Source organism: Sorangium sp. So ce726 (genome assembly GCF_051521405.1).
Taxonomy (GTDB): domain Bacteria; phylum Myxococcota_A; class Polyangia; order Polyangiales; family Polyangiaceae; genus Sorangium.
This window is the reverse complement of the sequence record NZ_CP150349.1, coordinates 10222381-10244283: the sequence shown is the minus strand read 5'-3', so window position 1 is coordinate 10244283 and position 21903 is coordinate 10222381. Positions and strand designations below refer to the sequence as shown.

Genomic DNA, 21903 nt, shown 5'->3' with positions numbered 1-21903 from the left:
CTTGCTCATGGTGGTGAGCGTGCCCCTCGGCGCATGGGCTCAAGCGTTGACGTTGCGCCGGATAGGCGATCCCCTTCGCACCCGGCTCACCGGAGCTCGCGGCGGCGCCGAGCTCGCGGCAGCGCTCGCCGGGGACGCCGCCGTGCTCGCGACCGCGGGAGACCCCGCCGGCGGCCACGACGGCCTCGCCGTGGTCCCGATGGTCGCCTTGCCAGCGGACGTTCGTGCCGATGACGCCGGCCCGGGGGCGGACCCGTGGGTGCTGTTCGACGGCCGCGGCGATACGGGGCTTCGCAGCGAGACCGGGGAGAAGGTGCGGGTCCGGGTCTCGTTTTCGCAGCCCACCGCGCTCGAGGCGCTCTCGCTGTATGGGCGCAGCGAGGGCGCGCTCACGGTCCGTGCGGAGGACGGCGCCGAGCTTCAGGCCGTCTCCGGCCTCGTCGACGTGCCGCTCCACGACACAGGCGAGCGCTGGACGCGTCTTCCCATGGCGGTCACGGCCCAGCATGTCGTCATCGAATGGCTTCCTTCGGGCGAGCGCGGGCCGCAGGAGATCCTGTTCTGGACCGCCGGCGCGCCCACGCGCGGCCTCTCGGAGGTGGAGCTCGCCGATCGCGTGCTCGCGGGGCGGCTCGCCGGGGCTTACCAGTTCGCTGCGACGTCCGAGCGGGCGACCGTGACGCGCACGGGCGGAGAGCAATCGTTGTCGCTCCACATCGACACCGATCCACGGGCGCTCGCGCGCGCGTTCCTCGTCTACCAGCTGGAGGGCCGCGGGCACTGGTCGAGCGTGAGCCGGCAGATCAACGGCACAGCGCCGCGCGGTGGCTCCCTGGCGGCAGCGCCCGCGACCGGAGGTCTGCAAGTCGAGGAGATCGCGCCCGCGTGGCTGAAGCGCGGCGATAACGTGGTGAGGTTCTGGCCTTCCACGGAGCAGGAGCACGGATTCACCGTGAGCGCGCTTCGAGTCGTCGGGATTCCGCACGCCGGTGTGGTCGAGGCGCGTGCCGGCGCCCAGCCGGCCGGCGGCGAGCGCGCGCCTCGTACGGAGGCGCTGACCCTCGATTTCGGCGCGCGCGTGGCGCCGCACGCGCTCCTCTTCCAGCTGACCAGCGCGGGTGCCGGGGAGCTCCAGATCGCGCCCACCGAAGGAGCCGAGGCGCTCCGCTTCGACCTGAAGGACCTGCCGCCGGGCTGGCACCGGTTCGATCTCCCGTCCTCAGCGACATGGCCGGGCGCGGCCTCCGTGCAGATCGCGCGCGCGAAGGGGAGCCGCGCCGAGGTGTCGGACGTCGCCGTGGTGGCAAGCCCCGTCCCGTCTCGCGCGCGGCGGATCGCGCTGAGCACGCCGCTGCACGGCGAGTGCGCCGAGGGAAGAGCCTATGTGCGCGGGTTCCTCGATCTGGCCGGCGAGGACGCATCGCGAGCACGGCTGTTCGCCGGCGCGGAGCCTGTGGCGCTGGGCGACGACGGCAGCTTCGAGCTCACGCTCCCGGAGCCCGAGGGCTCGAGTCACCGGACGTGGACAGCGCGCCTCGAGGCGCGGCTCGAGGACGGCACGCGCCTCGGTCGCGAGCTCCAGCTCGGTCCGTGCGCCGCGGGCGCCGCGCCGGGCGGGCTTATCGTGGATCACGGCGCGCCCTATGGCGCGGTGGTGAGCCCGGACAAGGGCGCGGTGCTCTCGTTCGCGGGCGCCACCCTCGATATCCCGCCTGGCGCGCTGGAAGAGACGACGCACATCACGATCCGCCCGCTGATGCCCGTCCAGGTGCAGCCGATGGGGCGCGCGATGCGCAATGTGACGCCCGAGGGGCGCGCGTTCCGCTTCGGGCCGCACGGGCTCAAGTTCAAGAAGCCGGTGAAGCTGACGTTGCCGGTCGACGCCGCGGCGATCCCGAGCGGCGCCAGGGCCAGGGAGATCTTCGGTTTCTACTTCGACGAGGCGGTCCAGCGATGGACGAAGCTCGGGCGCGTCGAGGAGGGCGGGGCCCGGGAGCTCACGAGCTTGACGGATCACTTCACCGATTTCGTCAACGCGGCGATCTCCATGCCGGATCAGCCGGGGGCGCAGTCGTTCGATCCCAACGCGATGAAGGGGATCCAGCTCGCGAGCCCGTCAGCAGGCGTGTCGTTCATCGAGCCGCCGGAGGCGAACGGCCAGGGCACGGCGCAGCTGTCGTTTCCGATCGAGGTGCCGCCGGGCCGGCACGGCATCGCGCCGGATCTGGCGGTCACGTACGAGAGCGAGCTGGGCAATGGCTGGCTCGGCGTGGGGTGGGATCTCCGCTTCTCGGCGATCGAGATCGACACGCGGTTCGGCGTGCCGCGGTACACGGGCGACGAGCTCTACACGCTCGACGGCCAGATGCTGCGGGCCATCCCCGGTCAGCCGGGCAGGTACGAGCGGCGCGTCGAGGGCGCCTTCGATCGCATCGAGCGCCTCGGGGCCGATCCCGGAAGCTTTCATTGGGTGGTCACCGACAAGGACGGCACCCGGTATACCTACGGGGAGAGCGCGGACGCGCGCCTGGAGGACCGGTCCGGCGAGGCCGGGATCTTCCGCTGGAACCTGGAGCGGGTAGAAGACACGTTCGGCAACGGGATGCGGATCTCGTACTTCAAGGACGCGCCCGAGGGCGAGGACTGGGTGCAGCTCTATCCGCAGCGGATCGATTACACGGAGCACGAGAGCGGCTTCCCTGGAGCGCACTATCACGTGGTCTTCTCCGTGGACGACGGAGCGCAGCGGAGAGACGTCGTGAGCTCGGCGCGCGCTGGCTTCGAGGTGCGGACGACGCGGAGGCTGGAGCGCGTCGATGTGACCATGGGCCAGGCGCCCGATGCCGAGGAGATCATCCGGAGCTATCTCTTCGCGTACGACACGCCGGACCCGCGGCACCATCACAAGTCGTTGCTGAAGAGCATCGCTGTCCACGGAAACGGCGGTGAGGAGATGCTCTACGAGCACAGCTTCGAGTACTTCAGCCTCCAGCAAGAGGACGGCGAGCTCCAGGTGTTCTCGGCGCCGACCGAGTGGAGCCGCCCTGCGGAAGGGCGCGATGGCCTCGGGGCCACGAGCTCGGTCGAAGGGGGGCTCAGCGCGTTCGTCGGCGTGGGGCCGACGGTGTGTGATCCGCACGTCGGGCTGGGGGTCTCCGTCTCGTTCGGGGCGGACGACGAGGACGTCGCGTTCACGGACATCAACGGCGACGGGCTCCCGGATTTCGTGGGCAGCAACGGGGTCTGGCTGAACTCGCTCCCGGATCGGTCGAGCGGAAACGCGTTCTCGCCGGAGAGCGTGGGTAGCACGCACCAGATCACGGCCGGCCTGCAGGGGGCGATGCACTTTTTCCAGGAGCTCGGAGGTGTTGGCATCAACCGCGCCTGGAGCACCGCGACCGCGCAGAGCCTGCTGCTCGACATCAACGGGGATGGCTTCCCGGAGCTGCTCGATGGGAGCGGGGCGACGCTGAACCCGAACAACGCGCGGCTGGGGCCGGGCGCCCGCGGTGCCGGGTTCACGATCGACGAGGATTTCAGCGATGGCGAGCAGGTCGAGGCGCTCCGCAACGCGTTCTACCGGACCAGCCCGCTGGTGAAATGGACGCCGCCGATCGATGGTGTCGTCGTCATCGATGGCGGCGTTTCGCTGGCCGGGGGCGGCGCGGGAGACGGGGTGACGGCGTCGATCACGAAGACGACGTTGGCGCCGCCGGGGAATGACAAATTCCACCGCGACCACCAGCTGCTCTGGCAGAGGGACATCGGGCCGAGCGATCCTGCGTGTGTCCCCGAGGGCCAGGCGGGGTGCGGGAGCGGCGTCCGCGTCCGCGTCCGTCCGACGGACGCGCTCTTTTTCCGCGTGGACCCGAAGGAGGACATCGAGGGCGACATCACGCGCTGGAACCCGCGTATCCGCTATACGGAGCTCTGCCTGTCGGACTCCTGCGTGCCGATGCTTCCGCGCGAAATGAGGCGTCCCGACGCGCTCGGGCGTCCGATGTATACCTATACCTTCGCAGACGACTTCTCCGTGCTCGACCGGAGCGTGCCGGGCTGGGCCGCGGGGGCGGACGGGCAGGTCACCGTGCAGGCGAGCTTCGTCCGGAGCGACGCGTTCGATGCGTTCGAGGTGCGGCTCGTGCGCCAGGACGTCGACTCGGGGCAGAGCGTCGAGCTCCATCGGACCAGGGTGTCGGGCGCGCAGCGCAGCACCGAGATCGCGTGGCCGGTGGCTGTGCTCCAGGGCGACCTCCTGTTCCTGTACGCCGAGCTCGGCGAGAACGTGGTCCACCCGTCGCGCGTGCAGTACCAGGGGTTTGCCCGGTACACCGAGGTGTGCGGCCACGACGCGGATCCGGGGAGCTGCCGCGCGGTAGGCGAGTGCGTGCCGAGGTCCGGTGCTCCGTCCGGTAAGAGGGTTTGCGGGCTCGAAGCGTTGCCCGGCGACGGCGGGCCGATCTCGGTGCCCGAGGAGTCGATCGTGGCGCCCGTGCAGCTGAGCGACAGCTCGACCAGCGGGACGGCGCTTTCGCTGTCGCGGCTGGCCATGCCCGAGAGCGGGACGGTCACCCTGCTCGGCTCCGCCTCCAAGCAAGCGACGCAAGGGCCGGTGACCCTGCGGGTGGATCGCGGGAGCGAGCGGCTGTTCCGGGAGCTGCTCGGAGCGGAGGCGATCTCCCCGGCCAGGAGCGTGCCTGGCCCGAGCGATCCGGTGGTGTTCCCGGTGACGGAGGGCGACGAGCTCGCCTTCACGAGGTTCTTCGAGAGCGCAGCGGACATGGACACATCGCTGTCGGAGCCCGGAGCGTCGGTGTCGTGGCTACCGCAGCTCGTGTTCAACGAGACGGGGACGGTGCTGGACGTGCCCGCCGTGAACGCTCGGGCGATCCCGGATGGGAAGCTGGAAGCCCGCATGGTGGGCGGGTTCCGCGGCTTCAGCTATGGCGAGTGGACGACGGAGTATCCGTTCGACGAGAACCAGCTCCGCCGGAGGCCGGAGGCGAACAGGCCGCCTTACTTCACGCGCGTCGAGCCGCACTGGGAGGGATACCACGCGAGCTGGTCGCCGGGGAACGCCGGGTTTCCTCTCGTTGGCAGCGTCAGCGGCCCGGTGTTCCGGGGCTCGGGCGCGGACATGTACATCCGGGCCGGGGAGCTCAAGCCGTCGCGCGTCGGCGGCATCCGGCCGGAGGACGTGGCCAACGTCCCCGGGCTGAGGAAGAGCCACAACGGCTCGTCCTCGGCGGACCTCGCGCTCATCGGGTCGTTCCAGGTGACGACCGGGACCACCGAGTCGAAGCTCGAGCTCGTCGACCTCAACGGCGATGGGCGGCCCGATGCCGTCACGCAGGGCGGCGTGCGCATCCAGACGTGCAGCGGCGGCGGCCGGTGCGACGGGCAGCAGCCTGGGCAGTATGGCGCCCTGACCGTCGATGGGCCGGGGGACATCCGGGTCATCGAGAACATGAGCGCGCGGTTCGGGTTCGGCTTCGGATCCGCGGCGTCGGCGATCGCGGAGAAGATCGAGGCGAGCGCCGAGACCAAGGAGGTGCTCAGCGTGCTGCCGTCTCTCGGCAAGAGCTGGGGCACGTCGCAGACGACGCACGACCTGCTCGACGTGAACGGCGACGGGCTTCCGGACAAGGTGAGGAGCGCAGGTGGCGTGCTCCATGTGCAGCTGAACCTCGGCTACCGCTTCGGGGACGAGCGCCCCTGGGCGGCGCTCGATCCGAGCGGCGATCCATTCGAGCCGCTGCCGGAGGTCGAAGGGGACCCGCTGACCGCGCTGAGCCGGGTCTGGTATCCGGAGCAGCTCTCGTCGGTGCGGGTGCAGGACAACACGACGAACAGCCTGCAGGTGGGTTATGCGGGGATCGGCGGCGGCATCGCGCACACGGTGAGCCGGACGCTCGTCGACTTCGTGGACCTGAACGGCGACAGGCTGCCCGACCGGGTGATCAAGCAGCCTGGACAGGGCTACTACCGGGTCCGGCTCAACCTCGGTGACCGCTTCGGGCCCGAGGAGAGGTGGAGCGCGCCGGCGGTGAGCGGCGGGCTGCCGTGGGGTGTCGTGCTGGAGAAGGAGTTCACGAAGGAGATCAACGGCAGCAACGACGCGCTGTCGTTCTCGGAGACGACGGCGTTCAACGCGGGGTATGGCGTGCCGATCAAGATCACGACGCCGTACGTGTGCATCGTGCTCGAGATCGCGGCGCAGCTCGGCTTGAGCGACGGGCGGAGCGAGCTCGGATGGGAGGACCTGGACGGCGATGGGACGGCGGATCACGTGCTGAAGCTGAGCGAGGGGATGCTGCGCGAGAGCGACACGGCGCTGCGGGCGCGGCTGAACCTGACGGGCAAGACCAACCGGCTGTCGCGGGTGGTCCGTCCGCTTGGCGGCAGCATCCGGCTGGACTATGCCCGTGAGGGCAACAAGGTGGCGTATGCGAGCAGCCCGGACGAGCTGAGCGTGGACATGCCCGGCAGCAAGTGGGTGCTGTCGCGGGTCGAGGTGAACGACGGCATGGGCACGCCCGCCTACGTGCACACGTTCGATTACCACCAGAGCGGGTTCTACGACCGGGCGGAGCGCGAGGACTACGGCTTCGCGCAGGTGACGGCGACGCGAGAGGACGGCTCGCAGATCGTGACCCGTTACCACAACCAGGACTATTACCGGCGCGGGCTTGTGGTCGAGGTGATCGAGCAGGACGCCGAGGGGCGGCTGTTCAGCCGGCAGCAGGTGGCAACCCTTGCGCCCGGGGCGCAGCCGGCGCTGACGGGCTCGTTCTTCCCCAGGGAAGAGCTGAGGACGATGTCGTGGTACGAGGGCAAGACGACGGACCCGAGTGCGCCTGGCAAACAGACGAGCGAGGAGCGGGACTGGGACGACCGCGGCAACCTCATCGGGGTGATCGAGCACGGCGAGCCAGGCACGCTGGAGGACGACGTCACGACCACGATTCATCACGTGACGTACGACGGGCCGCACATCGTGCGGGCGGACAGCGTCGAGGTGCGCGACAGCGCGGGGACGCTGCTGCGCGAGCGCACCGCCGGGTACAACGAGGTGACCGGGGCGGTGGAGTGGATCACGAGCACGGTGATCGGGGGCAAGGATCCGGCGACGGGCGCGCCGTACACGGGAGATGCATCGACGAATCCAACATGGGAGTTCTCGCACGACGCGTACGGCAACCTGGAGCAGGCGATCGAGCCGCGGGGCTTCACGCTGACGTACGAGTACGACGATGTGGCGGAGACGTACCTCTCCCGGGTGGACGACTCGTTCGGTTACTTCTCGGAGACATCGTCGGACTACCGCTATGGCGCGGTCAGCGCGGTGCGGGACGTCAACGGCCATGAGGTCCACTACGACTTCGACGCGTTCGGGCGGCTGCGGGCCGTGTTCGGTCCGGACGACCCGCTGACGGCGGCGGAGGCGACGATCGCGTTCGAGTATGCCCTCCAGCCAGGGGAGAGCGTCGCCATGCCGGCGTGGGCGCGGACGCGGCACAAGGACGTGCAGCACCCGGGGGATCCGATCGACACGGTGACGTTCATCGACGGGCTGGATCGGGTGATCCAGACGAAGAAGGACCTGGGGAAGGATCCAGGGACGGGGGCCGCCACGACTGTGGGCATGAGCGTGAGCGGTCGGATGGTGCTCGACGAGCGGGGGCGCGTCTGGCAGCAGGGGCAGCCGATGTTCGCGACGGGCGAGGCCACGGCGTTCGTGGACGTGCCGCTGAAGCACCCGACAACGTTCGAGTACGACGTGCTCTCGCGCGTCGTCGAGCAAAGGGAGCCTGACGAGGAGGCCGAAACCGGCGAGGCGGTGACCACGACGAGCTACGGTATCGAGGCGCTCGATGGCGTGGCGATGTTCGTGGCGACGGAGGTCGACCCGAAGGGGAAGGTGCGCAAGGCGTACCAGGACGTGGACAACGCGATCGTGGCGGTCGAGGAGCGCAATCGGCTGCGCGGTTTGGAGGCGTGGACGACGCTGATGACGCGGTACGGGTACAGCGCGGTCGACGAGCTCGTGCGGGTGACGGACACGCGCGGGAACGTGACGACCGCTGCGTACGACACGCTGGGGCGGATGGTGACGCTGACGAGCCCGGACATGGGGCGTACGGAGTGGCGTTACGACCGGTCAGGCAACGTCGGGGCGCGGCAGACGGCGAAGCTTTTGGCGGAAGGCGCGAGCAAGCTGATCCGGTACGAGTACGACTTCAACCGGCTAAGGCGGGTGAACTACCCGGACTCGACGGACGTGACGTATGTGTACGGCGCGCCGGGCGAGGCGGGCGACGCGCACGGCAACCGGGCGGGGCGGCTGGTGGAGGAGCAGAGCGAGGCGGGGAAGAGGACGTTCTCCTATGACCGGCTGGGGAACGTGGCGAAGCTGACGACGGAGTTCCCCCGGCTGCGGGAGCCGCACCGGGGGCCGTACCAGGCGACGATGGAGTACGACTTCGACGGGTTCGGGCGGCTGCTGTCGATGAAGTTCCCTGGCTCCGGTGCGGAGGTGGTGACGTACGGCTACGACCGAGGGGGCCTTGTGCGGTCGGCGGTGGGAACGAACACGCAGATCAACCCGCAGCACCCGGACGAGCCTGCGGTGACGCAGTACCTGCTGCACATCGGGTACGACGAGTTCGAGCAGCGGGTGAGGGTGGTGCACGGCAACGGGATCGCGACCTCGTACCGGTATTACGAGAAGTCGCGGCGACTTCAGCAGATCAACGCGGACCACCACGATCGATACCTCGTGGAACGCGGGCAGCCGGCGAGGGCGTTCCAGCGGATGCGGTACGAGTACGACGTGGCGGGCAACCTGGAGCGCGTGAAGAACGAGGTGCCGTACGACCAGTCGATGCCGGGGTCGGTGCTGGTGGGGCCGACGACGCAGGACTACGGGTACGATGATCTGTACCAGCTGATCTCGGCGAGCGGGACGTACCAGGACCGGAGAGACTGGCAGTTCCGGTACCGGCTGTCGTTGGCGTACGACGAGATTGGCAACATCCTGACCAAGGACCAGGCGAGCTACCGGTACGTGCCGCAGGCGTGTCCCACGCCGGTTCCGGCTGGGTGCGACGGATGGCGCGAAGACCACGCGATCCGGGAGCAGACGTACCGGTTGGAGTACCGGTACCCGGGCCCGCAGCCGCACGCGCCGAGGCAGGTGGACGAGCACCTGGTGGCGGAGTCGCGCCCGTGGCTGCGGGAGCTCCGGTATGACGCGAGCGGCAACCAGACGGGCTGGACGTACCCGGGCACGGGCACGCGGACGACGGACTGGAACGAGGAGAACCGGGTCACGCGGGTGACGCAGAACGGTCAGGTGCTGTCGCGGATGCTCTATGACGGCGACGGGGAGCGGCGGGTGCACCTGCACCACGTGAGCGGCGAGGAGGAGACGGCATACCACGACCAGCACCTGACGCTGCGGGACGGGCGGTTCGTGACGAAGCACATCTACGCGGGGCAGACGCGGATCGCGAGCAAGATGGATCCGGACTGGTTCCGTGACCCGCCGACGCTGTACTACCACCCGGACCACCTGGGCAGCACGAGCTTCGCGTCGAACAACGAGCAGACGCTGACGCAGCGGGACGAATACTTCCCGAGTGGGGAGCTGTGGATCGACGCGTCAGACTCGCGGTACGAGCTCAGGCGAGCATACGTGTTCACAGGGAAGGAGCTCGACCAGGCGACGGGGCTCTACTACTTCGGGGCGCGGTACTACGACCCGCGGATCAATGTGTGGCTGAGCCCGGATCCGATCCTGGACGAGTACATGGGGGGAGGGACGAGCGGAGGGGTGTTCAACCCGGGGAACCTGGGGCTGTACAGCTACACGCTGAACAACCCGGTGAACCTGGTCGACCCGGATGGGCGGCAGACGCAAGGGGCGAGCCGGAACTTCCCTCCCGGGGCCAATGGTTGCCGGCACCCGAGCTGCTTCAACGGGCCGGAGGGCGGCAAGTTCCACCAGGAGCAGATGCTGCAGCGGATGAACGCTGGCGCTGCGGCGGCGGGTCGCACGTCTCGCGGTATCGGGGACGGCATGCGCCGGCTGCTGTTCAGGCTCGTCATGCAGCAGCAGCAGACTGCTCGGCCGCCGGCCCAACCAGCAGCCGCGCCGGCGCAACCGCCGCCGGCCGCGCAGCCGGCGAAAGGCCCGCAGCCAGCGCCGGCGGCGAAGCCGCCGCAGGGCGCGGAGGCGGCGAAGGCGCCTGCGACGCAGCCAGCGACAGGAGCAGCAAGAGGGGGAGCGGTCAAGCCCCTGCCAGAGCTGAAGGTCGATCGCGCTCAATTCGGAAAGAAAGTTGGCAAACATGCCGAGGACTTCGGACTCAGCGCGGCCAAAGCAGAAGATCGCCAGTGGATTCGAGATCGGATCGATGCGATAGTGAATAAATTCGACGAGGTTCGAGAGGGAGCGTGGAATCCTCAGGGCGGCGGAGGAAACGATTTTCTATTCTTCAGGCAAGGTGCCGACGTGGTGGTTACCAAATCGACCGGCGATTTTGTGACAGTTCTTGCAGGAGGCCAGTCCAATGGATGGTTCAATGGTGCTTCCCCCCGCTAAGCTGAAGCTGCTGCCCGGTAGACGCCTTCGTGCCGTGGCGCGGATATTGTTTGAGCATGGCGGGAAGTTTGAGTCGGGCGACGGGCCGCTCGAACTCTACTTGGACGATGGCACCGTGGTTCTTTTCGACGGATCAGCGGATGGCGAGAGTCTTCGGGTTCAAGATTCGCCCTGGGTCGATCCGTTCGAACCACCGATTTCCGATGAAAACCGACTCTATATTGAGCAGAGCGGGAAGTGGAGTAGAGTCGAACAGTCGATGGTCCCGATGTTTGCGAGCCTCCTTGGTGAGGTTATATGTTCGGTGACAGTCCTGAAGAACGAATTTGGTCGAGATGCCGGGATTCAGATTTCTATTGGTGAAACGAACCTCTGGTTCGTGGTCGTCGGCGACGAGTGCTACGTCCACTGGGGAGCTCCGGTTGGGTTCGTTCAAGGTGCTACTTACGAGCAGTAGGGGTAAGTGTATTGGGGAGTAAATGATGGAATTGGTTCGCTGAGGTGATTGGATCTGGATCGTTAAATGGTTTTTAATCGTTTGGGTCACGTGTGTCTGACGGTGATTCCGGTGTGCCGCATCTTAGGTTGCCGTCTCATCCTGGAACCAGTTCATGTGAAATGTCAAAGTCCGCTCGGCTTCATGATCCTATCGGTAGCTACGATGGGCCGGTGTGGTGCGTGATTTTGATTTGAGGGGTGTTCTTGAGGGTATTGAGATGATTGCATAGGCTAGGGAACGTGGCGAAGCTGACGACGGAGTTCCCCCGGCTGCGGGAGCCGCACCGGGGGCCGTACCAGGCGACGATGGAGTACGACTTCGACGGGTTCGGGCGGCTGCTGTCGATGAAGTTCCCTGGCTCCGGTGCGGAGGTGGTGACGTACGGCTACGATCGAGGGGGCCTTGTGCGGTCGGCGGTGGGAACGAACACGCAGATCAACCCGCAGCACCCGGACGAGCCTGCGGTGACGCAGTACCTGCTGCACATCGGGTACGACGAGTTCGAGCAGCGGGTGAGGGTGGTGCACGGCAACGGGATCGCGACCGCGTACAGGTATTATGAGAAGTCGCGCCGGCTTCAGCAGATCAACGCGGACCACCGCGACCGGTACCTCGTGGAGCGCGGGCAGCCGGCGAGGGCGTTCCAGCGGATGCGGTACGAGTACGACGTGGCGGGCAACCTGGAGCGCGTGAAGAACGAGGTGCCGTACGACCAGTCGATGCCGGGGTCGGTGCTGGTGGGGCCGACGACGCAGGACTACGGGTACGATGATCTGTACCAGCTGATCTCGGCGAGCGGGACGTACCAGGACCGGAGAGACTGGCAGTTCCGGTACCGGCTGTCGTTCGCGTACGACGAGATTGGCAACATCCTGACCAAGGACCAGGCGAGCTACCGGTACGTGCCGCAGACGTGTCCCACGCCGGTTCCGGCTGGGTGCGACGGATGGCGCGAAGACCACGCGATCCGGGAGCAGACGTACCGGTCGGAGTACCGGTACCCGGGCCCGCAGCCGCACGCGCCGAGGCAGGTGGACGAGCACCTGGTGGCGGAGTCGCGCCCGTGGCTGCGGGAGCTCCGGTATGACGCGAGCGGCAACCAGACGGGCTGGACGTACCCGGGCACGGGCACGCGGACGACGGACTGGAACGAGGAGAACCGGGTCACGCGGGTGACGCAGAACGGTCAGGTGCTGTCGCGGATGCTCTATGACGGCGACGGGGAGCGGCGGGTGCACCTGCACCACGTGAGCGGCGAGGAGGAGACGGCATACCACGACCAGCACCTGACGCTGCGGGACGGGCGGTTCGTGACGAAGCACATCTATGCGGGGCAGACGCGGATCGCGAGCAAGATGGATCCGGACTGGTTCCGTGACCCGCCGACGCTGTACTACCACCCGGACCACCTGGGCAGCACGAGCTTCGCGTCGAACAACGAGCAGACGCTGACGCAGCGGGACGAGTACTTACCGAGCGGGGAGCTGTGGATCGACGCGTCGGACTCGTGGTAGGAGCTCTTGTGAGCGTACGTGTTCACCGAGAAGGAGCTCGATCGGGCGACGGGCCTCTACTACTTCGGGGCGGCGTACTATGACTCGCGGATCAGTGTGTGGTTGAGCCAGGATCCGATCCTCGACGAGCATATGGAGGGAGGGGGCAATACGATCAGGTTGCGGCTTGTGTGCGCTCATGACGCATGAATAGATCGATATACGTTGCGCTGTTAGAGGTTAGGCCGATCGACGGTTGTGCGCTGGATCCCAAGGAGGCCGCTGGAGCTTTCGTTCGCTGCTACGTGAGTGCGATCAGTGAGGATGAAGCTCTGCAGATGATTTACAAGGTTCTACGCGACGATCTGTTTTCTATCGAGAGTGTGGAATGGTGCGTCGATTCAGGGCGGACCGAGTGGGAGAGTCCGGATGACCCGGAGGTAGTAGAGTGTATGCGGAGGGCGCGTGCTTCCGGCGAAGTAATCTATGGTCGCTTCGATAGCTGGGGGCACGACGGTGATGCTGATTGATTGGCACGTGCGCTGACGTCTATGGTGTAGATGAAGTTGCTTCCGTTGCGAGATTGTGCACCGTTTCCTTGCGTCAATGACACATGAAACAGGTTGGCTGTAGAAAGTTGTATGGCAGTAGGAGCGACGATGGATGAGGTCGGCGCGCGGCGACGGGGTGAACGTGGGTGTGCGTCGTGGATGCCAGGAATGAAAGTATTGGACTGCTACGTCTTTAGGGATGAGCCAAGAGGATTCGTGTATGGACAGCTGATGGATTTTTGTTGTCTGATCGCTACGACGATGCTTCTCGTCGTACGGGATCCGCATGTAGATCCGGGGGATTCGATCAAGAGCCAGCTGGACCTCCTGAGCTCATTTCTCTTGGGTTCTTCCCGGGAAAAAGAATGGCCTGGAACAGTACTGTATGCCGACGAGGCTACTGTCTATCGGTACTCCTCTGGCGAGGGACTTCAGGAACGGCTGAAGCAACAAGGGGCCAGCTTGTTCAGCTGGATTCATCCCGCCGCACCGGAGGACCCCTGCTTTCTCCGCCGCAACGGCGACGTGTTGCTCGTCACGATTTCGCATGAACACGAGGCATATATGTTGCTACCTGAGGGCGAGGTCCAGATTGTTCGGCGCGGGTTTCCAGAGCTCGCATCCATTCTTCAAAAGGAGGGATGAGATGGAGGCGGCGAGCGGCGGGTGCACCTGCACCACGTGAGCGGCGAGGTAGAGACGGCGTACCACGACCAGCATCTGATGCTGCGGGACGGGCGGCTCGTCACGAAGCACATCTATGCGGGGAAAAGGAGCTCGACCAGGCGACGGGGCTCTACCACTTCGGAGTGCGGTACTACGACCCGCGCATCAATGTGTGGCTGCTCCCGGATCCGATCCTGGACGACGGCCTGCGGGAGCTCGTCCAGAGCGCGCGCGAGCCCTCCGCCGCTCAGGGCGCCGGCTGTGCTGGCACGAAGCGCTCGATGACCGCCTTGCGAAGCAGCTTCGGCGGCAGGATGCCCTGGGCGAGCACGAAGTCGTGGAATCGCTGCGCGTCGAAGCGCGGGCCCATCGTGGACTCGATCTCTCGCCGCAGCTCCATCAGCCGGGTGAACCCGTAAAAGTACGAGGTCGCCTGCCCCGGTGCGCGGAAGGTGTAACGCTCCACCTCGGATTGCGCGAGGGGCGGCGAGAGGACCACCTCTTTCTCCAGGAAGGTGCGCGCGGCGGCCGGCGTGATCTTGCCCGTCTGGAGCTCCGGGTCCAGGAAGCCGCGGGCGGCCCGGACCAGGCGGTGTTGCAGGGAGACGAGCTGGCCCTCGGGCGGCATGAACGGGAGCAGGATGGCCTCCGAGTAAAGTGCCCACCCCTCCATGTTGGCGCTGTTCTCCGCGAAGACGGCCCGCGCGAGCGAGACGCCCCGCTCGACGAGCGAGGCGAACTGGAGCTCATGCCCGGGGCGCGCCTCGTGGGCGGTGAGCGTCCATGACGCCGCCGCATAGGTGAAATCGTCGATCCTCCGCAGCTCGTCGGAGGGCCCAGGTAGGCTGAGCGGAAGCACGAACTCCCCCGCTTCTCCCTGGTTGTCGAGCAGCCGCGGCGGTCGCATGCGCGGCGCCGGCATCTCGGCGCTCTCGGCGGCGGTGCCGAGCCGGATGCGCGCCGGCCGCTCCGGCAGCGTGACGAGGCGCTCCTTCCGGAGGATCTCTTCGATCTGGGCGAGGCGCTCCTTGTAATGCGGCAAGATCGCCTCGCCCACGAGCTGTTCCTTCTTCAGGGCGCGGATCACGTCCCGGTAGTCCGCGCTCGGCAAGTTGCGTGCTTTCGCGATGGGCAGCGAGAGCTTCTGCATCTGCGCCTTCAGATCGTCGAAGGCGGCATGGGCCAGCCGAGCGAGCTCGGCGGTCGGGATGTCGACGCCATGCAGCTCGAGCAGGTACGCGTAGAGCGGCGGCGGCAGCGCGAAGTCGGTCCGCGCCTTCGGGAGGACGTCCTTGAGCAGCGCCGCGTCGTACGCCTCGAGCTGACGGTTCAGCGCTGACAGCGGCTCTTCGTGGCCGCTGATGGCGTATTTCCGGAAGAGCTCACCGATGCCCTCCCGCACGCGGGCGTTGGTGGCGAGGTGCCGCTCGATCTCCATCCTGGAGGGCGCCTGCAAGCCGGGCTTCCCGAGCTCCTGCTCGAGCCTCTTCCTCGCCTGCTCGGCGATGGGCGCGTGGCCCGCTTCCAGCCCGGCGTACCGCCGGAGCCGCGCCAGGGCCGTGGCTCGGCGCGGCGGCGGGATGCGGTCGTCGAGCAGGGTCGAGATGCCCTGGAACACGAGCCCCGTGGCGTGCACGTAGGTGACCCGGGTCCTCTCCTCGAGCTCGGACCCGCGGACGGCCCGGTCCGCAGCGTCCAGCAAGATCTGAAGATCCTCGGCGACCGCCGGGTCCTTCTCGGCTGCTCGGCGCTTCTCCAGCTCCGCGATGGCCTCGCGGTACGCCGCGCGCAGGCGCGCCTCGACGCCGGGCGACAGATCGGAGACCTCCTGGTCGGCGCGCTCGACCCCCAGCGCGCTGGCGCGCTCTGGTGAGAACCTGGCGAGCACGTCGAGGAGGATCTTCGCATGCTCGTTGCTGCGCCCGACCCACGCCGGCAGTCGCCGCGCCTCGGCGGCCGCGCTCTGCCCCGGCACGGCGGCCGCGCTCTGGCCCGGCGCCGCGGCCGCGCTCTGCCCCGGCGCGGCGGAGGGCGAGGGAAGGGGAGCCGGCGCGGCGGGCGGCGGCGCCCTGACGGTGCACGCGGCAACGAGCAGCGGCGCGAGGGCGCGGAGCGGGCGCAAGGTCATGAGGCACCTCTCGCACAGGTGCCCTGGAGCGCCAACCGGAAGCAGAGAAGCAACGTACCCGCGCACCGAAGATGCCTCCCGCAGCCTGTGGCGTGAACGCGGCCCCTTCGGCGCATGGACAAGTTCTTGAACTGGCACCGCTTTTCAGGGGATGTCGGAGCGCATAGAAAATGTTCAGTCACGCCGGGCAGGCCCCCACAGCTGAGGCTTGACGTCTCCGGAAACTTTGGATCCTCTTCTCCGCTGGCAGATTTCGGTAGATGAATCCAAGATGGTGAAACTGGCCCTGCGCGGCCGTATCGGCCGACGGAGCCCTGATGCGCATGGGAAAGCGAGCGATGGAACATGGCAGACATTCGTCATCTGGTCATCGTGATGCTCGAGAACCGCTCCTTCGACCACATGCTGGGTTACCTGCGCGGCACGGGCATGGACGTCGATGGGGTGATCGGCGCGACGAACTCGGACGATAGCGGCACGCCGTTCACTGGATATCATCTCGAGAGCACGAGAGCCCGGATCCGCCCGCATCATCACCGAAACGACGTCGTGAGGCAGATCAACGGCGGCGCGATGGACGGCTTCGTGAAAGGCTACAGCACGAACAGCCACGTCGCCGAGATCATGAGCTGGTACGATCAGCGCGATCTGCTGACGTACGATAGCCTCGCGCGACAGTACGTCGTTTGCGACCGGTGGTTCGCTTCGTTCGCGGGCCCGACGTGGCCGAACCGGTTCTTCGCGCTATGCGGCACCAGCGGCGGGCGCACGGGGAACCTGCAATGGATCGACCGCGCGACGTTCTTCGACTTGTTGCCGGCCGACTCGTGGCGCTACTACTCGCATGACATCGCGTTCTTGCGCAGCGTCGAGAAATACAAGGGCCACCGCGGGCCGCCGATCGCGAAGATATCCTCGTTCTACAGGGCCTGCCGTGAAGGCACGCTGCCCAGCGTCTCGTGGATCGACCCGAACTTCACGCTGGTCGACGTGGACGCGCTGCTGAACTGGGCGAATGACGACCATCCCCCGGCCGACGTGGCGCGCGGTCAGAACCTGATCGCGCGCATCTACAACCACCTGATCGCGAGCCCGGCCTGGCCGCACGTGGTGCTGGTCGTGACCTACGACGAGCATGGCGGGTTCTATGACCACGTGCGCCCGCCGCCGTCGCCCGCGAGCGAGGCGGCGCCGTTCGATACGCTCGGCCTTCGCGTGCCGGCCCTGGTCGTCTCGCCGTGGGCTCCGCGCGGCGTGCCGTTCCACGGCACCCTCGATCATACGTGCATCGCGCGCACCGCGCTCGAGCTGTTCGCGCCCGATCGTGTGAACGCCCTGAGCCCTCGGGTCACCGCGTCTCCGAGCCTGCTCCCCGTGCTCAGCGAGACCAGGCCCCGCACCGACCAGCGCCGGCTCGATGGTATCCCGATCCTGGAGACCGCGGTCGCCCCCATCCACATGGGCCCGACCGCTCCAGCCGGCTTTCACTCGATGGAGCTCACCGACTCCCAACAGGAAATTCTGACGCTGAAGAAGGCCGTGCTCGAGGCCGGCGTGCCCGTCGAGAACCATTGAGCCAGAGCGCGGTTATCCGCGGCCGCGCTCCCCTCCGAGCGATGCCGGCGTCGACGCGCGCTGCCTCGACGGGGAGCTCGCTCGCCGGCGCGCTGCGCCAGCTGCGCCGCCCACGCGGTGACGTCTCCGTCACGCGGCCTTCAGCGCCGCCGTGCAGTGCCCGCAGCGCACCGCCTTGATGGGGATGCTCATGGCGCACTCGGGGCACTCCTTCGTCGTCGCCTCCTCCGCGTGCTGTCTGTGAAGCTTCCCCATGAGCCGCACCAAGAGGAAGACGCTGAGCGCGACGATGAAGAAGCTGACCAGGTTGTTGATGACGACCCCATACTGGAGGAGCACCGCGCCGGCCTTCACCATCTCGTCGGGGGTCGCGTACGGACCGGGCCCGCTCGGGGGCTTCAGGACGATGTAGTGCCGGCTGAAATCGATGCCGCCCGTCAGGAGGCCTATCGGCGGCATGATCAGGTGATCCACCAGCGCCTTGACGATGTTGCCAAACGCCGCGCCGATGACGACGCCCACGGCCATGTCGACGACATTGCCACGAATCGCGAACTTCTTGAAATCCTCCCAGAACATCGCTTCCTCCGGCGTCGGGACTCCTGTTCTCGCCGTGGCCCCGCTCCGCTGTCGCCTGTCCGCGATCAGGACGCTGCCAGCTGCCTGTGCGGACCGCGGTAGCGGCGGTCGCTGCGATCCACGCAGTCGCCGCGAGCAGCACGAACGGTGCCACCGGGCTCGTCTTTGAGCTCACCCCGGCTAGCCGCTCGCAACTGCCCCCTTCGCGTGGTCCCTCCCGCGCTCCGGCGCGGTACCCTCGCTCCTTCCGCGCTCCCTCCCGCTCTCTGCCGCGCGCCGCGCCCCGCCCGTCCCGTTGCCCGCGCTCGCCGCGCGGCCGCTGCCCCGCCCGTGCAAGAGCGCCACACCTGGGGCCAACTGCGCCACCTCACACCGATTTCGCACATGGCGGTTCCCCGGCCCGGGGCGGCTCTCTAGGATGCGCGCCGGAGGAACCACCGAGCCATGGACCCCGATGCCGAGGCCGCCCTGCGCTACCGCGCCAAAGCCGAGCTGCGGAAGCGCGCTCGGGCCCTCCGCAGCTCCATCCCCCCTGACGCCATCCTCGAGCGATCGCGCCGGATCCAGCGCGCGCTCGCGGAGCTGCCCGCCCTCGCCGCGGCCCGGCGGGTCGCGCTCTTTTACCCGATCGAGGGGCGCAACGAGGTCGACCTCCGGGAGCTCGATCCGCTTCTGCGCGCCCGCGGGGCCCGGGTGGCGTATCCCTCCATCGACCCCGAGTCGCGCGCCATGACCTTCCGCTTCGTCGAGGACCCCGAGGCCATGGAGGAGCGCGGCCTCGGCTTCCGCGAGCCCGGCTCGACCGACGAGGAGGCCGCCGCGCTCGACGTCATCGTCGTGCCCGCCCTGCAGATCGACGCGCGAGGGCACCGGATCGGCTATGGAGCCGGCTACTACGACAGCACCCTGCCGCGCTTCTGTCCGCCAGCGCATGCTGTGGGTGTCGTGTTCGACTTCCAGCTCGTCGCCGAGGTGCCGGCGACCCCTGGCGACGTCCCGCTCGGGACCATCGTCACCGACGCCCGCGTGCTCGCCGCCGAACCCGCCTAGGATGCCCAGGGCACAGGTGGGAGAGGACATCGCGAGCGACAGGCACGTCCTCCTCGCGGCCATCGCCTCGGGCGCGATGATCGCCCAGCAGGTCGCTGGCCGGGCGACACGGGACGCCCTCTTCCTCGCCAGCTTCGGCGCGGCCGACGTCCCCAAGGTCATGGCCGCCGGCGCGGTCCTGTCGTTCGGCGCCGTCGTGCTGCTCTCGCGAGCGCTCCTCCAGTTCTCCCCCGCGCGCGTCGTCCCGGCCACGTTCGGTGCGAGCTCCGTGCTCCTCGCCCTGGAGTGGGCCCTCGCCCGGCGCGCGCCGGGCGCCGCCGCCCTCGTCTTCTACCTGCACATCGCCGTCTTCGGCGCGACCCTCATCTCCGCCTTCTGGTCGCTCGTCAACGAGCGCTTCGACCCCCACACCGCCCGCCACTCCATGGGGCGCATCGGGGGCGGTGGGACCGTCGGCGGCGTGATCGGCGGCCTGTTCGCCTGGCGCGCCAGCCGCCTCATCGACGCCCCGACGATGCTCCTCGCCCTCTCCGCGGTGAGCGCGCTCACCGCCTGGGCCACCCACCACCTGGGCGCTGGCCTCGCGCGCGCGGCCGGCGCCGGCGGGGCGGGGCGCACCGAGGTTGAGGCGGGGCGCACCGAGGTTGAGGCGGGGCGCACCGAGGTTGGGGCAGGGCGCACCGAGGTTGGGGCCGCACGCACCGGGGTTGAGGCAGGGCGCACCGAGGTTGGGGCCGCACGCACCGAGGTTGAGGCAGGGCGCACCGAGGTTGAGGTGGCGCGCACCGAGGTTGGCGCCGGCGGGTCGGGGCTCGCCGCGCTGCGCGACAACAGCCACCTGCGCGACCTCGCCCTGCTCGTCGGGCTGGGCGCCGTGAGCGGCGCGCTGTTCGACGTGGCGCTCAGCGCCGAGGCGGCCGCCGCGATGACCGACCGCAACGCGCTGCTCTCGTTCTTCGCGCTCTTCCACCTCTCGGTGAGCGTGCTCTCCTTCCTCGTGCAGTCGCTCGCCGCCACCTTCTCGCTCGACCGGCTCGGGCTCGCCGCCACGATCGGCATCCTCCCGGCCGCGGTCGTCGCGAGCACCCTCTCCCTCGTGGTCGCGCCGCGGCTCTGGGCCGCCTCCATCGTCCGCGCGACCGAGGCGGTGCTCCGGAACTCGCTGTTTCGGTCGGGCTACGAGCTGCTCTACACGCCCCTGCCCCCGGACCAGAAGCGGTCGATCAAGACGCTCATCGACGTCGGCTTCGACCGCATCGGCACCGCGGCGGGCAGCGGCCTCGCGATGGGCCTGCTCGTGCTCGCCCCGGGCGGGTCGCTCCCGCTGCTGCTCGGCCTCGGCGCGGCGGCCGCGGGCGTCACGCTGCTCTTCACGCCGCGGCTGCACCGGGGCTACGTCGCCGCGCTCGAGGGCAGCCTGCGCTCCGGCGCCGTCTCGCTCGACCCGACGAACATCGTCGACGCCACCACCCGCCGCACCCTGAGCGGCACCGCCGACGCGCTCAGCCGCGACAAGGTCCTCGCCGAGCTCGCCGCGCTCCGGAACGCGGCGGCGGCGCGCCCCGATGCCGGGCGCGCCCCTGCCGACGGCGAGCGCGCGTCGCACCCCGGCCCGCCGCTCTCCGGCCGCGCGCCGCTCTCCGGCCCCGCACCCGGGGACTCGCCGCGGCCTCCAGCGGGTGATCGCAGGGGCGTCGACGGGCCGCTGTCCGCGCGTGCCGCGTCCGCCGCGCTGGCGTCCGATCCGGTGCTCGCCGCCACGGCCGACCTGCGCTCCGGCGATTCCGAGCGAATCCGCCGGGCGCTCGTCCGGGAGCCGGATCCCGCGCTCGTGCCGCACCTCCTCCCGCTCCTCGAGCGCGAGGGGCTCACCTCCGAGGCGATCCGGGCGCTCCGAGCCGTCGCCCCCCGCGCGACCGGCCAGCTCCTCGACGCGCTCCTCGATCCGTCCGTGAGCGTCGCCCTCCGCCGCCGCATCCCGCGGGTGCTCCAGGCCTGTCCCACCCAGCGCGCCGCCGACGGCCTGATCCTGGGCCTCGCCGACGAGCGCTTCGAGGTGCGTTATCAGTGCGGCGTCGCGCTGGCGCGGCTCCTCCAGCAGCGCGCTCCGATCCACCTGCGGCGCGACGACGTATTCGAGGCGGCGATGCGGGAGATCGCGATAGGTCGCCGGGTGTGGGACGCCCAGCCCCCCAACGTCGCGCCCCCGGTCGAGGCGCCGCTGGCCGAGCGATTGCTCGTCGAGCGGACGAGCCGCAGCCTGGAGCACGTGTTCCGCGTCCTCTCGCTCAGCCTCGAGCGTGAGCCGCTCGAGATCGCCTACAGGGCGCTCCACGCCGACGACGCCCATCTCCGCGGGACCGCGCTCGAGTACCTGGAGAACGTCCTGCCGGCGCCCATCCGCGAGAGTCTCTGGCCGTACCTGGGCGCCCGCGCGCCCGCCCCTCCCGAGCCAAACGCCACCGAGCCGCGCGCGCCCCGCCTGCCCGAGCACGCGCTCGACGAGCTTCGCCGCTCCGCCGCCAGCATTCCGCGCGCGTCGATCTCCGCTGCGCGCCGGCGACGAGAGCCACGCACGTAGCGCGTGGCTCTCGTCGCTCCAGCGACCGACAAAAAGAAAAAAGCGTCGCCGGGGCCCGGGGGGGGAGAGGCCGCACCAGCAACGCTCGTCCGTTGAATTAGCAGCTCACATGCCACCGCGAGAAGATGGAAATAGAGTTAAAATTCGCATAGATGTCCCGGGCACATCCTCCCGG

Annotated in this window: 10 protein-coding genes and 1 pseudogene; 9 read left to right on the top strand and 2 right to left on the bottom strand. The window is 68.6% G+C overall.

The annotated features are described in order from the left end of the window. The first annotated feature begins 19 nt into the window (after positions 1–19). From WME79_RS38160 to WME79_RS38135, 6 genes and pseudogenes are all read left to right on the top strand, one after another. Complete coding sequence (locus WME79_RS38160; RefSeq protein WP_437525287.1) at positions 20–10606, top strand: SpvB/TcaC N-terminal domain-containing protein; 10587 nt, start codon at positions 20–22, stop codon at positions 10604–10606. Beyond that, complete coding sequence (locus tag WME79_RS38155; protein WP_437525285.1) at positions 10587–11063, top strand: hypothetical protein; 477 nt, start codon at positions 10587–10589, stop codon at positions 11061–11063. Before WME79_RS38160 ends, WME79_RS38155 begins: the two co-directional genes overlap by 20 nt. A 281-nt stretch (positions 11064–11344) precedes the next feature. Then, entirely contained in the window at positions 11345–12619 is a 1275-nt protein-coding gene (locus WME79_RS38150) for a hypothetical protein (protein ID WP_437525283.1), read from the top strand. Positions 12620–12637: 18 nt separating this feature from the next. Beyond that, positions 12638–12808, top strand: a complete 171-nt coding sequence (locus WME79_RS38145; protein WP_437525281.1) for an RHS repeat-associated core domain-containing protein — start codon at positions 12638–12640, stop codon at positions 12806–12808. 509 nt (positions 12809–13317) lie between these two features. Next, the gene (locus WME79_RS38140) at positions 13318–13794 is read left to right on the top strand and encodes a hypothetical protein (RefSeq protein ID WP_437525279.1); all 477 of its coding nucleotides are present in this window, start codon (positions 13318–13320) and stop codon (positions 13792–13794) included. Beyond that, positions 13791–14009: pseudogene (locus WME79_RS38135) on the top strand (RHS repeat-associated core domain-containing protein); the annotation flags it as partial. The gene WME79_RS38140 and the pseudogene WME79_RS38135, both read left to right, overlap by 4 nt. 53 nt (positions 14010–14062) lie before the next feature. On the opposite strand, the gene WME79_RS38130 reads toward WME79_RS38135, so the two are convergent. Further along, positions 14063–15943, bottom strand: coding sequence for a DUF885 domain-containing protein (locus WME79_RS38130; protein ID WP_437525277.1), 1881 nt, complete (start codon positions 15941–15943; stop codon positions 14063–14065). Between the two features lie 345 nt (positions 15944–16288). Between WME79_RS38130 and WME79_RS38125 the strand changes: the two genes are divergently transcribed. Continuing rightward, positions 16289–17518 (top strand): alkaline phosphatase family protein, encoded by a 1230-nt coding sequence (locus tag WME79_RS38125; protein WP_437525275.1) that lies wholly within the window; start codon positions 16289–16291, stop codon positions 17516–17518. A gap of 129 nt (positions 17519–17647) precedes the next feature. Here the strand turns inward: WME79_RS38125 and mscL are convergent, their stop codons facing one another. Then, positions 17648–18097 carry a large conductance mechanosensitive channel protein MscL gene (gene mscL / locus WME79_RS38120; RefSeq protein WP_437525273.1) on the bottom strand — a complete coding sequence of 150 codons (450 nt, stop codon included), beginning with the start codon at positions 18095–18097 and terminating at the stop codon, positions 17648–17650. A gap of 444 nt (positions 18098–18541) precedes the next feature. Here mscL and WME79_RS38115 point away from each other — a divergent pair, with 444 nt between their 5' ends. After that, the gene (locus tag WME79_RS38115; protein ID WP_437525271.1) at positions 18542–19147 is read left to right on the top strand and encodes a 5-formyltetrahydrofolate cyclo-ligase; all 606 of its coding nucleotides are present in this window, start codon (positions 18542–18544) and stop codon (positions 19145–19147) included. A gap of 16 nt (positions 19148–19163) precedes the next feature. Next, positions 19164–21728 (top strand): hypothetical protein, encoded by a 2565-nt coding sequence (locus WME79_RS38110; protein ID WP_437525269.1) that lies wholly within the window; start codon positions 19164–19166, stop codon positions 21726–21728. Positions 21729–21903: the final 175 nt, after the last annotated feature.

What these genes read in the sequence shown, in the direction of transcription:
- WME79_RS38155 (WP_437525285.1), top strand. Translation starts at nt 10,587, where the DNA reads ATGGTGCTTCCCCCCGCTAAGCTGAAGCTGCTGCCCGGTAGACGCCTT.
- WME79_RS38140 (WP_437525279.1), top strand. Translation starts at nt 13,318, where the DNA reads ATGAAAGTATTGGACTGCTACGTCTTTAGGGATGAGCCAAGAGGATTC.
- WME79_RS38130 (WP_437525277.1), bottom strand. Translation starts at nt 15,943, where the DNA reads ATGACCTTGCGCCCGCTCCGCGCCCTCGCGCCGCTGCTCGTTGCCGCG.
- WME79_RS38125 (WP_437525275.1), top strand. Translation starts at nt 16,289, where the DNA reads ATGGCAGACATTCGTCATCTGGTCATCGTGATGCTCGAGAACCGCTCC.
- mscL (WP_437525273.1), bottom strand. Translation starts at nt 18,097, where the DNA reads ATGTTCTGGGAGGATTTCAAGAAGTTCGCGATTCGTGGCAATGTCGTC.
- WME79_RS38115 (WP_437525271.1), top strand. Translation starts at nt 18,542, where the DNA reads ATGGACCCCGATGCCGAGGCCGCCCTGCGCTACCGCGCCAAAGCCGAG.